This window comes from Corynebacterium suranareeae (assembly GCF_002355155.1).
Lineage (GTDB): Bacteria > Actinomycetota > Actinomycetes > Mycobacteriales > Mycobacteriaceae > Corynebacterium > Corynebacterium suranareeae.
Genome location: NZ_AP017369.1, coordinates 2,609,175 through 2,622,107, shown reverse-complemented (window position 1 = coordinate 2,622,107; position 12,933 = coordinate 2,609,175). Strand labels below are relative to the sequence as shown.

Genomic DNA, 12,933 nt, shown 5'->3' with positions numbered 1-12,933 from the left:
TTCAGGTTTTCTGTGATTCATTTTCTTGAACATTTTCTTGAACACAGAAAACCTAATGGCACGTAGTTATCAACACATGAGCTGTGTGTGAATTCTTGATTAACCAGTTGCTTGTTGTGTGGCAGTCACTGGACCGGTGTCTCCACGCAGCAGGTTTTCAAGTTGATGTGATGCTTCTAAGACCACATCCCACCTGAAAGCGGGCGAGAGTGGACGAGGTGAAATGTAGCTGTTTGTCCAGGTGGTGTTGCCTGTGCGTGGGGAAAGATCAAGCCTAGCCAGCGCAATATAGGCCGCAGCTTCAGACTCTTGGATTCTGAGTTTGCCTGCTTTGATCGGGGTCTTCGGCCACATTTGTGGAAGGTAGCCGCAGAAAATTTCCGCCACGCATCGCACAATTTCCGGAACTTGGTTTTCGCCCAGAGTTTCTGAGACTCGAATGCTGTACCAGCAGTTCTTTTCCGACATCATTGGAACCGGAACCTCGCCAGGGGTGGGGGTGTATTCAACGCGGGTGAGTCCTAGTCGGCTTTCGGTGTCGCGGGACACCACAATTCCAATTTTCCACAGATTCCCCAGCATTTCGACGGCGCGTTGTGCTTTGCCGGGGCCGGAAAATTCCTTATAGATCAGGTTTGGTTCGGTGACAGATCCTAGGCGTCTACGCCACATCGCCTGATTTTCTTGGAAATCAGGGGCAACGGCTCCTTCGCTGGACGCTTCGACATCAGTGTGCTGATAAAAGACCTCAATCTCAGGGATGGCGATTAGAAGTGGGTGCGCGGTTTCAGTTGGTTGAAACCCAAAAGAGCGCCACTCCGAGTCGCTGCGCACATCGAGCTGGGCAATCAGGCTGGTCAGCGCATCGAAGGTGTCAGGAAGTGGGCAGGGATTGCTTTTCGACGCCACCCCCTTCGATCCCGATGTAGCTCCTGATGCACTTCCTGAGGTGTCGGCGAGCTGCAGTGCATCAAGCAGTTGGATAGCCAAAGATGCACCTTGTTTTGTGGTCAGGTTGGGCAGTGCCCGCACAGTTTCCACAATGAACTGTTCTACACGGCTTCTAGATGTTGGATCCTGCTCTTTAGAGATCCGATCGAAGGTTGTCTCGAAATCATTCATGGCCGGCCCCTATCTTTCTCAGCTTGTCTCTGGTCTCCAAGCATAGGCAAATGCGCAGTTCAGTAGGGATAAACCTTCGGAACTGAGTTTTATTCACACCTTGGGGGTGATTTGAGACACTTGCTTTTAAAAACATGGCTTACGCTACTTTTTGCCCCCGTAGATATGTTCTGACCTGCGGTTATGTAAATCCAAAATCACGCTTTGATGGGGAATGTTCGCGCCAATCGTGGGGGTGAATTGAAATTAGTGGGGGCGATCCCATTACTTTTTGCCTAGGGTGATTGTAGATTACTAGAAAGTGAATTAAGGTTAACGTCAGGTTAACAGCCGGGGGTTTGATAATTAACTCCCTCGGATACAGAAAGGAAAACGACAATGGCTACTAAGGCTTCTCAGATCACCACGATTCGTCCAGCCGAGCAGGACGCTCTATGGAGTGTCCGCGAGGATCTCCACGCTCGCTTTGATGGCCTGGTCGATCCTGCCCGAGTAGACGCTATTTTGGACAGTGTCGCAGCAAACCGCGACGCCAAGATCACCGTCTTCAGCAAAATCTTCATCGCCCGCGAAGCAACCGCTGCACTTCAGCAGATCGCCGGCAACGTCAACGCCGACCTACTTGACTTCATTGCCCTCAACCGTGGCATGGCAGCTTAAATAAACTGCTCGTCTTAATAACTAGTGGCCGGGAAACACACGATGTGTTTCCCGGCCACTAGTTTTTTATCCGGATCTGGGGAGTTTGTTCCTGCCGACTTCTACACGCACAGCCAAGATGTGTAAGTTCCGACTGTCCTAGAAAACCAAATCCATAGGTGAAACAAGGAGATCTTGGTCGCTAGATCAAATTTGCCGGTCCGGATAACGTCACATTTGACCAAGACCGGCCTTCCCGATGGCTGCTTTGGTCACCAGATCGAGTGCGGTGAAAAACTACCCAAAGGGCCCAGAAAAAGTGGCCCCACAGAATCGCCCCTCCCGGCCTTTGGGAACCCTGTTGATACAAACACTTATGTAAGAAAATTGGAGGCCTTAAACGGGCTGTGAATGCCTTGGTTTCTTAAGTTCGATTTCACGGTGTCGATTTCTCGTGCTCAATACCTTGAAGGCGCTGTCATTGGGTGGTTGCGACAGTTAATACTTCATTCATTTTCTCATACGGCGTCATCGCGCCTAACACCAACCTCGGTGTGTCGTTTAATTCATCTTGAACCCACGCGACATGCTCCGGGGTTACCTCACGGAAATCAGTGCCCTTTGGATAAAACCTCCGCCGGATCTCACCATTTGTATTCTCATTGGTCGGACGCTGCCACGGTGAATGAGGATCACAAAAATAAATCCCACATTCTGCAGGATCAATAACTTTACGAGCACTAGCCATTTCCGATCCCTGATCCCAAGTAATCGTGGAAAACTTCCCCGGCATCGACGCAATCATTTCCTGTAATGCACCAACAACCGTGGACGAGGCATGATCATCAGGTAAATGCTTTAACAACGTAAACCGACTTGATCGCTCCACCAGTGTCAACAACGCTGATTGACCCCCTGCACCGATCACTAAATCACCTTCCCAATGCCCTGGAACCCGACGATCATCAGCCTCAGGTGGGCGCGTGGTGATTTCTGCACCGACAACCCAGCCACGCCTATTGCGTAACCCAGCGATCTTGGACCGGGGGCGACGGGTTTTCCCACCACGGATTAACACCTTGTTGGTATTCATTCCGCGTTGGCGTAGTTCTTCTTCAATGATCTCACGCAAGCTACCACGTCCTTGGACATACAAACTTTGATAGATCGCCTCGTGGGAAATATGCATGCTCTTATCATCGGGATAGTCCAGAAGAAGGCGTTGTTCAACACGCTTCGGGGAAAAATATCGCAATAAATACTCCACCACCACATCCCGTAACCGGCCCGGGCGATCAAGTTTCCTTTCCTTTGGTCGTCGTGCTTGTTGCTGGGCGTGGTAGTGAGCGGTTTGTGGGTTATACACCAACTGCTTGATCTCTTGGGTGTCTGGATCTAGGTAGGTGGTGGATCCACGGTTGATTTCTCGTGCGATCACACTATGGTGACGGCCGAGTTTTGTCCCGATCTGCCGGGTGGATAACCCCTCTTTAATCCCTTGGGCGATCACCAGCCGATCGGTACTGCTTAACCGCACCCCGCGGCCTGTTTTTACTCGTGTATCAGGAACCAGACTGAAATCAGCAACAACGTGATCAGCAGTACGCGACGACACAGAATCATTAGAACAACATGATGAATCAGGCACTTCTGTCGTTGTACACCGTGATTGCGTTGTCGTGGTGGTAGGTGCGGGTGTGTCGCTGCATCTGTGATTACCTTCTCCTTTCTTACCTGGTGGTGTGGGGGTATCGGTTACTTCTTCGCGGCGTTTGATCGCGGTGTAGATCGTTGACGGGTGAAGCCCAAGTTCCTTGGCCACAGTAACCACTCGTTCACCACGGTTGACCCGAGTAACGGCTTCTGTCGTGGCAGGGCGTTCCGTGGTGTTAGGGATATGCCGATTGGTTTGTGGGTTCAGGACGCGGTGGGGTGCGTTTTTACCGACCGGTAGGTTGTGGCGCTTAAGCGCTAGGTAGATCGTGGATGGGTGGATTCCTAGTTCTTTCGCTACGTTTTTGACTCGTTCACCGCGTTTGACCCTCGCGACTGCTTCTGTGGTTGTGGGGTGTTCGGTGTTTTTCGGGATGTGCCGATTGGTTTGTGGGTTCAGGACGCGGTGGGGTGCGGTCTTGTCCACGGGCAGGCCGTGGCGCTTGAGCGCTAGGTAGATCGTGGATGGGTGGATTCCAAGATCGAGTGCTACGTCTTTTACTCGCTGCCCGTCGGCTACTCGGCGGACCGCCTCCTGGGTTGTGGGTTGTTCTCTGCTGGTCATTGGTGGACACTCCTTTAGGAAGAGGGTGTCGCAACCACCACCTGATGTCGCCTGAACTCAATTTCTTAAGCTCAATTTCCCGCGGTTTTTGGTGACTTTCCTAGCGGTTTCGAACTTAAGAAATTGAGCTTGCGATATTGAATGTGTGATCTCGAAGTTAAAGTAACCAGGGTGTAGCTTCAGAACTTCTACAGGTCGACTTCACGTGCTCAACTTCTTAACAGGCGACATCGCTACGGAATCGGCCCATCACCCAGTGAAGTCGCACCATGTGAAGTCGCCTGTTAAGAAGTCGCACTTAAAGAGCACGTCATGGAGGCAAGGCCACGTCTTGGCGAATGGTCAGGAACTGGGGGACTAAGCAAAATTGTGAAAGTTAGGTTATCGGGCTTTTTAAATAAGTAATGGCCGGGAACTACGTGATGAAGTTCCCGGCCATTAGTTAATGTTTAACTCTTGCTGTCTGAGTCTGGATCAGATGTGTTGTCCTCTGCAGAATTTGGAGTCCAACCATCAGCCCATTCTCCGGTGGAGAAGTCATAATCGACGTCATTTCCTTCTTCATCTGTGCGCTGATACCACTCAGTAATGTGGTCAGCGGTCGAGTCAAAGGAAGCGCCAGCGCCGCGTCCCTCTTCAGCAGGTTCAATGGATAGTTCAAAGTCATCGCCGTGTTCTTCCAAACCACGAACGACCGCATTTGAAATTGCTGCCTTAGCGTAAGTGTGGCGGATTGCAGCAGGGTCAGTGGATAGATCCTTAATAAAGGCAATGGCCATGAAGATCAACACCAGGGCAAATGGAATGGCGATCAAAATGGTGAGGTTTTGCAATCCGGTCAGTGCTGATTCACCGCCTGCTAGGAGCATGACTACTGCAATACCCATCATGCATAGACCCCAGAACACTACGATCAGTTTATTTGGTGCCGGGTTTCCTCGAGAACTCATCGTGCCCATCACCACTGAAGCGGAGTCGGCGGATGTAACAAAGAAGACTGCCAGCACAAAGATCAAAATGAACGGGGTGATGGAATATAGAGGAAGGTTGCTGAACATATCAAACAGCGCCTGTTCCTTCGAGGAACTTCCATCAAATCCAGCTACGTTTTCGCGGTTCATTGAAATTGCAGCGCCACCAAAAATGGTAAATGCCAGAATCAAAATGAATGAAGGAACAGCCATGGTGATTAACGCGAACTCGCGTAGGGTGCGGCCTCTGGAAATGCGGGCGATAAACATGCCAACGAACGGGGTCCAGGCAATCCACCATGCCCAGTAGAAGGCAGTCCAGCTGGCCTGGAATTCGATGGTTTCTTCACCCCAGGACAGGGATTTACCAGCCATGGATAGGAATTGGCTTCCGTATTCCAGCACACTTGATGGAATCAAATTGAGCAGGAACAGGGTTGGGCCGGTGATGAACACAAACAAAATGAGGCCGAGAGTTAAAGAGATATTGATATTGGATAAATAACGAATACCCTTTGACACACCTGATACTGCTGAAATGATGAAACATACGGTGAGAATCGCAATGATGACAATGAGAATATTGTTGGTCATCGCCGAAGCGCCGGAGATAATTTGTACGCCCTGACCCACCTGAATGGCGGACAACCCTAAAGTGGCGGCTGTACCAAAAAGGGTGGCAATGATGGCCATGATGTCAATGAGGCGTCCTGCAATACCTTCAGTTTTCTCTCCAAATAGAGAACGGAAGGTCGAGCTGATCAGGGTGACTCGGCCACGGCGATAGCTGGAATAGGCCAAAGCGCCACCAACCAGCGCATATAGACCCCACGCTGACAGACCCCAGTGGAAGTGGGATTGAGCAAGTGCTTGATGCAAAGACTCAGGGGTTGATCCTTCAACAGTGTGAGGAGGAGGGCTTAGATAATGCCACAGTGGTTCAGAGGGGCCGAAGAAGAAGATACCCACACCAATGCCGGCACCGAACATCATGGCGATCCAGGAGAACCGTGAAAACTCAGGTTCATCCTCATCGGTTCCAAGCTTGATGCGGCCGTACCTAGAAAAGGCGACGTAAACCATCGTGCCAATGCCAATCAGCATGACAAAGTTAAGCAACCAAGCGGTGTTGGTCATGGCCCAACTAAACATGGTCGACGACGTCGATGACACAGATTCGGGGCTAGAAATACCCCAGGCAATAAACGCCAAAACCAAAACAGCTGTGATTCCGAAAACTATCTTGTCGAGTCCGAATTTATTACGTTGATCATCGACAGAGATTCCAGGAACAAGACCTGGGTGTGTGTCGTGAGGATAGTTTGGTTCTTCTATTGGTTCGGGTGGTTCAGGAAAATCTTTGTTAGTAGTGGTGGACATGTGAGTCCTCTCCATTGGGCACCATTAATATAGCGGTGCTGATGGGCAAGAAATTTTGTTTAAGTCTTTTTAAATAAGAGTTGAGCGAAATATTCCTGTGTTTGTATTATAAGCTTTCAAACTCACTAGTATTCCTGGATAGCGCATCAATCGCAACGCTAGACTGGCCCATATGACTGACATCTGGTTTAGTTCGGATCTTCATTTGGGTCACAAATTTGTAGCAGAGATGCGTGGTTTTGATGATCCAAACGATCATGATGAGGAAATTCTAGGGAACTTTGAAAACTTGATTCGCCCGGGTGATGTGCTGTGGCTGTTGGGTGATTTGTCCTCTGGGGCGCAGCGCGCCGAAGAGCGCGCGTTGGCCTTAATTGCTGAGCGGCTGGGCGGCGTCGTAAAGCATCTTATTCCTGGAAACCACGATTCTTGCCATCCGATGTATCGTCATGCATATAAGCGCCAGCCACGATTTTTGGAAATTTTTGATTCTGTTCAGGCGTTTCAACGAATGAAATGGGATGGGGAAGATGTGTATCTTTCACACTTTCCCAGGCCGGGCCAAGACCATCCGGGAATGGAATCGCGCTTTGATGATTTACGGCTGCGCGTTCCATTATTGGCGCATGGTCATTTGCACTCACAGTTTCCCATGACCAGGCCCGGGCAAGTTGATGTTGGGGTTGATGCATGGGGGCTGAAACCTGCACCGCTTGAGCTCGTGCAAAGGAAAATGTGGGAATCTTTAGCCGAAAAAATCTAAAAGAAAAGCAAAAGGCGCATCTACCTTGGTAGACACGCCGTCATTGCTGAACCTTAAGCAGCAGCGAAAGTAACCGGGGTCTGGGCTACATCGCGGAAGCCTTCAGTGTGGTCACCAAAAACCTTTGCCACACATTCTTGAACAGTGCAGTCTAAGCCTTCGCCGGTAGCGGTTGCCTGCAACTCAACAGTTGCGGTGCCATCTTCAGCGATCTCAGTGGTCGCGCCGGGCTGGGAGTTGCTCAACCATGCCTGGGAGGTGAAATCTGCGGTTTCACCAGTGCACACTGGGACTGGGTTTCCTGGAGCAGCTGCGGCAGCACAAATAGCTGCGTAGTAGCCACCTTCTGGATCAAGTCCGGTGATATCAAAAGTAACCTGCTCACCGTCAACCAGCGCAGCTGGGGAAACAGTGATCTCTACATTTTCTTCTACAGGAGCTGCAGGAGTAGTGGTTGCTTCAGACGAAGTGGAGGTGCTGCTGGTGGTGCTTGGGCTTTGAGAGGTGGTCATGATCTCATGTGAACGCTCGACCGGAGAATCATTCTCGTTCGGAGGAGAACAAGCAACAAGAGCTGCAGACAGGGCTGCGGTGGCTGCGATGCCAAAGACGGTGCGGGAAATAGACATGGATGTCCTTTCGTGGATGACTTAAAGCTCTACCCTAAAGAAGTAGTTTATGGACTAATCCGAAATATGTGCAGTCCATGTCTTCGATTGGGGGCACCTAATGAGAGGAATCGGGAAACCTACTGCTTTATAGCAGCGAGAAATTAACAGTGAAAAGCTCCCGACATCTTGGGTGTAGATGTCGAGAGCCTTTTAAGAAATGTCACATGGCGAGCTTTAGCTCTGGAACTGGAATTCCTCAGTAGAACCCTTCAGTGCGGTGGTAGAAGAGTTTGGATCAACGGTGGTGGCGATCTGGTCGAAGTAGCCTGCGCCAACCTCGCGCTGGTGCTTAACAGCGGTGAAGCCGCGCTCTTCAGCTGCCTTGAACTCACGGTTCTGCAGGTCAACGAAGGAGGTCATGCCCTCGCGAGCGTAGCCGTAAGCCAGGTCGAACATGCCGTAGTTCAGGGAGTGGAATCCTGCGAGGGTGATGAACTGGAACTTGAAGCCCATCGCGCCGAGTTCCTTCTGGAACTTAGCAATCTCATCTGCCTCGAGGTGTGCAGACCAGTTGAAGGAAGGGGAGCAGTTGTAGGACAGAAGCTGGTCTGGGAATTCAGAGCGAACACCTTCAGCGAACTGCTTTGCCAACTCGAGGTCTGGGGTGCCGGTTTCCATCCAGATCATGTCAGCGTATGGTGCGTAGGACTTTGCACGTGCGATACATGGCTCGAGACCATTTTGGACGTGGTAGTAGCCTTCAGCGGTGCGCTCACCGGTGATGAATGGTTGATCGCGCTCATCGATATCAGAGGTGATCAGGGTTGCTGCCTCTGCGTCGGTACGTGCAATAACAACGGTTGGGGTGTTAGCAACGTCTGCCGCTAGGCGGGCAGAGTTCAGGGTGCGGATGTGCTGCTGGGTTGGGATCAAAACCTTGCCGCCGAGGTGTCCACACTTCTTTTCGGAAGCGAGCTGGTCTTCCCAGTGGGTACCTGCAGCACCTGCTGCGATCATTGCCTTTTGGAGTTCGTAGACGTTGAGTGCGCCACCGAAGCCAGCCTCGCCGTCGGCAACGATTGGAACGAGCCAGTTGTCAACGGAGGTGTCACCTTCAACGCGGGCGATTTCATCAGAGCGCAGAAGTGCGTTGTTGATGCGGCGAACAACGTTTGGAACAGAGTTAGCTGGGTAGAGAGACTGGTCAGGGTAGGTGTGGCCAGAAAGGTTTGCGTCACCTGCAACCTGCCAACCGGAAAGGTAGACAGCCTTCAGACCTGCACGGACCTGCTGAACAGCCTGGTTACCGGTGAGTGCGCCGAGGGCGTTGATGTATCCGTCACCTTCCTGGGTGACTGCATCCCAGAGGATCTCGGAGCCACGGCGGGCAAGAGTGTGTTCCTCAATGACGGAACCCTGTAGATCAGCTACCTGATCTGCGGTGTAGTCGCGGGTGATGCCGTTCCAGCGAGGGTTGGTATCCCAATCCTGCTGGATTTCCTGTGCGGTACGTGGCTTTCCAACGTTTGACATCAAAGTCACTTCCTTCGAGTGCAGATTCGCAATGGGGCGGTGCCGACCACAACCTATGAGCTATTGCACTTTCACTTATTCGACGTGATGTGCATCGGTTTGTGTGGTGGCGTGGTTCACACATTGCTTCATCGGGCATTGTTCCGTCAATCGGTTTGGGTTTTTAAGTTTTGTGCGGGGGTAGTCACCCCTGTTGTTAACTTTGCAAATATTCTGCTTCACATAAAAAGTGAGCAAAGTGTTGACTAGTACGGTTGTACTGGGAAAACGTTCTGAAATGGGAAAATGCAGGCACGGCACTTTTTGGCGTTAATGAATGGTGTGACCTGGATAAAGTTCGGGGTTGAACGGGGGTAGTGGGTTAGTAAAGTTCGCAAACCCCTTTTGTTGGTGACGGTGATCACTTAGTCTGATCACATCGCCAATCCCGATAAGGGTTGAAACTCAAAGTAGAAAAATGGTTCCTAGAACCGTCTAAGACGTTTCAAAACCAGGCGTAGCCGAACAAGAGAGAAGTTCTCCACTCTGGTTTGGCACAGGTCATCTTTAAAACCCATGCTTCAAAGGAGCCTTCAATGACTGAACAGCAACTGTTGTCTGCTCAGACCACTGACAATGCTGACAACGCTGACAACACCGTGCGCGTCGAAGCCGGTGGAATGCAGGTTGCGAAAGTCCTCTATGACTTTGTGACCGAAGCGGTACTCCCTCGCGTGGGTGTGGATGCAGAAAAGTTCTGGTCCGGATTCGCCAGCATCGCCCGGGATCTCACTCCACGTAACCGCGAGCTGCTTGCTCGCCGCGACGAGCTTCAAACGCTTATCGACGAGTACCACCGCAACAATCCCGGAACCATCGACCAAGACGCTTATGAGGAATTCCTCAAAGAAATCGGATACTTGGTCGAGGCACCTGAGGCTGCAGAAATCCGTACCCAAAATATTGATTCGGAGATCTCTCGAACCGCAGGACCACAGCTGGTCGTTCCAATCCTGAACGCACGTTTCGCATTGAACGCAGCTAATGCTCGTTGGGGCTCACTCTACGATGCGTTGTACGGCACCAACGCCATTCCAGAGACAGATGGTGCTGAAAAGGGCAAGGAATACAACCCAGTTCGTGGACAAAAAGTTATCGAATGGGGTCGCAAGTTCCTAGACAGCGTTGTCCCATTGGAGGGTGCTTCTCACGCGGATGTAGAAAAGTACAACATCACCGACGGAAAATTGGCGGCACATATCGGCGACGATGTGCACCGACTGGTCAACCGTGATTCCTACCGCGGATTCACCGGAAACTTCCTCGACCCAGAAGCAATCCTCCTGGAGACCAACGGCCTGCACATTGAGTTGCAGATCGATCCAGTCCACCCGATCGGTAAAGCTGACAAGACTGGTCTGAAGGACATCGTCTTGGAATCTGCGATCACCACCATCATGGATTTCGAAGACTCCGTCGCCGCCGTTGATGCTGATGACAAGACTCTCGGCTACGCCAACTGGTTCGGTCTTAACACCGGTGAGCTGAAAGAAGAGATGTCCAAAAATGGACGTACTTTCACTCGTGAGCTGAATAAGGACCGCGTTTACATTGGCCGCAATGGTACCGAGCTAGTTCTTCACGGACGTTCCTTACTGTTTGTCCGCAACGTTGGTCACCTCATGCAAAACCCATCAATCTTGATTGACGGCGAGGAAATCTACGAAGGCATCATGGACGCTGTGATCACCTCTGTATGTGCGATCCCTGGAATTGCACCACAAAACAAGATGCGCAATTCCCGCTCTGGCTCCATCTACATCGTGAAGCCAAAGCAGCACGGACCTGAAGAAGTTGCGTTCACCAATGAACTGTTCGGACGTGTCGAGGATCTGCTTGACCTGCCACGCCACACCTTAAAGATTGGTGTGATGGATGAGGAACGTCGAACCTCCGTTAACCTTGATGCCTGCATCATGGAAGCCGCTGATCGACTGGCCTTCATCAACACCGGATTCCTGGATCGTACTGGTGATGAGATCCACACCTCCATGGAAGCAGGAGCAATGGTTCGCAAGGCCGATATGCAAACTGCACCGTGGAAGCAAGCCTATGAGGACAACAACGTTGATGCAGGTATTCAGCGTGGTCTGCCAGGCAAGGCTCAGATCGGTAAGGGCATGTGGGCTATGACGGAACTCATGGCTGAGATGCTGGAGAAGAAGATTGGTCAACCTCGTGAAGGCGCTAATACCGCATGGGTTCCATCACCAACCGGAGCAACCCTGCACGCAACGCACTACCACTTGGTCGATGTGTTCAAGGTTCAAGATGAGCTTCGCGCTGCTGGTCGACGCGACAACTTACGCAACATTTTGACCATTCCAACCGCTCCTAACACCAATTGGTCTGCGGAGGAAAAGAAGGAAGAACTGGACAACAACTGCCAGTCCATCCTCGGATATGTTGTGCGCTGGGTTGAGCAAGGTGTTGGCTGCTCTAAGGTTCCAGATATCCACGACATCGATTTGATGGAAGACCGCGCAACACTGCGTATTTCCTCACAGATGCTGGCCAACTGGATCCGCCATGATGTTGTGTCCAAGGAGCAAGTTCTAGAGTCGCTGGAACGAATGGCAGTGGTCGTCGACAAGCAAAACGCCGGGGACGAAGCCTACCGCAATATGGCGCCGAACTACGACGCCTCAATTGCCTTCCAGGCCGCCAAGGACTTGATTTTTGAAGGCACCAAGTCCCCATCCGGCTACACCGAGCCCATCTTGCACGCGCGCCGCCGCGAGTTCAAAGCAAAAAACTAAGAACGCTTTTCGACGCTTACCTGCATCCCAACGGTGACTGACTGTCCCGGAGCCACCCTCACTCCCTGTTGATCAGCACCTAAAAGCGCCGGCTCAACGCACACAAAGTCGCGCCATTCACCATCGCCAATATCGGCCATGGAGGAGGCGCGACTTTCGCCTGGATTCCACACCACAGTCGAATCGTGCCCATCGCCTTCAATAGTGATGATGCGTTCGGTATCAAAAATCCGCACAACCGGAGTGCCCAGCGCAATGCGGTCGAACTCGCCCTCAAAAGTAATGGCACCATCTTGGGTTTCTACTTCATCGTTGAGGCGATCTAAAATATCCACACCATCCAGGCCACGGACTTCGATCTTTTCCACATCCTCAACCTTGAAATAAGGGTGGAAAGCCAACTGCACAGTGCGGGCCTCATCGGTGTCGTTGCGCAACCGCATGGTGATCTCAAAACCAACCTTGGTGCTGCTTGACCGAACATCTAGCAATAACCCATCCCGACCATAAGATGCATGAATTTGACCATTTTCATCGGTGACATCCCAGGCAGAACGTCGAGCCCAACCATGCGAAGGCTCCAAACCAAGCAAACCGCCAAACCATGGGGCAATAAGCGGTACACCACCACGAATGGCGTTGCCTTCACCAAATTTTGTCGCAGAACTTAAATAGAGGAGTTCACCTTCTGGTGAATCAGCATGAACAATATGCGCACCGGCAGGGGAGAACTCCAAGCCACCTGAAGTAATAAACGTAGTCATGCTTTAAAAGTCTAGGCCTGAATACACCCACGTTGTGCCATTTCGATCACCTCTGCGTTAAGGTATGAACATTC

Annotated in this window: 9 protein-coding genes; 3 read left to right on the top strand and 6 right to left on the bottom strand. The window is 51.4% G+C overall.

The window, feature by feature from the left end; translation table 11 throughout:
• Positions 1-99 precede the first annotated feature (99 nt).
• Positions 100-1,122, bottom strand: a complete 1,023-nt coding sequence (locus N24_RS12115) for a hypothetical protein (protein WP_096457476.1) — start codon at positions 1,120-1,122, stop codon at positions 100-102.
• A 378-nt stretch (positions 1,123-1,500) separates the two neighbouring features.
• On the opposite strand from N24_RS12115, the gene N24_RS12110 reads away from it, so the two are divergent.
• Positions 1,501-1,782: a three-helix bundle dimerization domain-containing protein gene (locus N24_RS12110; RefSeq protein ID WP_096457473.1), complete on the top strand. Its 282-nt coding sequence runs from the start codon at positions 1,501-1,503 to the stop codon at positions 1,780-1,782.
• A gap of 457 nt (positions 1,783-2,239) precedes the next feature.
• On the opposite strand, the gene N24_RS12105 is transcribed toward N24_RS12110, so the two are convergent.
• A complete protein-coding gene (locus tag N24_RS12105) occupies positions 2,240-4,039 on the bottom strand; it encodes an IS30 family transposase (protein ID WP_096457471.1) in 1,800 nt (599 codons plus the stop codon).
• Positions 4,040-4,488: 449 nt separating this feature from the next.
• On the bottom strand, positions 4,489-6,390 hold the full coding sequence (locus N24_RS12100) for a BCCT family transporter (protein WP_096457468.1): 1,902 nt from the start codon (positions 6,388-6,390) through the stop codon (positions 4,489-4,491).
• 172 nt (positions 6,391-6,562) lie between these two features.
• Between N24_RS12100 and N24_RS12095 the strand changes: the two genes are divergently transcribed.
• A complete protein-coding gene (locus tag N24_RS12095) occupies positions 6,563-7,153 on the top strand; it encodes a metallophosphoesterase (protein WP_167382106.1) in 591 nt (196 codons plus the stop codon).
• A 53-nt stretch (positions 7,154-7,206) separates the two neighbouring features.
• Here N24_RS12095 and N24_RS12090 read toward each other — a convergent pair whose 3' ends face one another.
• Positions 7,207-7,782, bottom strand: coding sequence for a thiamine biosynthesis protein (locus tag N24_RS12090; protein WP_096457465.1), 576 nt, complete (start codon positions 7,780-7,782; stop codon positions 7,207-7,209).
• A gap of 216 nt (positions 7,783-7,998) precedes the next feature.
• Positions 7,999-9,297, bottom strand: a complete 1,299-nt coding sequence (gene aceA / locus N24_RS12085) for an isocitrate lyase (RefSeq protein WP_096457462.1) — start codon at positions 9,295-9,297, stop codon at positions 7,999-8,001.
• A gap of 575 nt (positions 9,298-9,872) precedes the next feature.
• On the opposite strand from aceA, the gene glcB reads away from it, so the two are divergent.
• Positions 9,873-12,095: a malate synthase G gene (gene glcB / locus N24_RS12080; RefSeq protein WP_096457459.1), complete on the top strand. Its 2,223-nt coding sequence runs from the start codon at positions 9,873-9,875 to the stop codon at positions 12,093-12,095.
• Here glcB and N24_RS12075 read toward each other — a convergent pair.
• Entirely contained in the window at positions 12,092-12,859 is a 768-nt protein-coding gene (locus tag N24_RS12075; protein ID WP_096457456.1) for a D-hexose-6-phosphate mutarotase, read from the bottom strand. The two genes, glcB and N24_RS12075, sit on opposite strands and share 4 nt — an antisense overlap.
• Between the last annotated feature and the right edge of the window lie 74 nt (positions 12,860-12,933).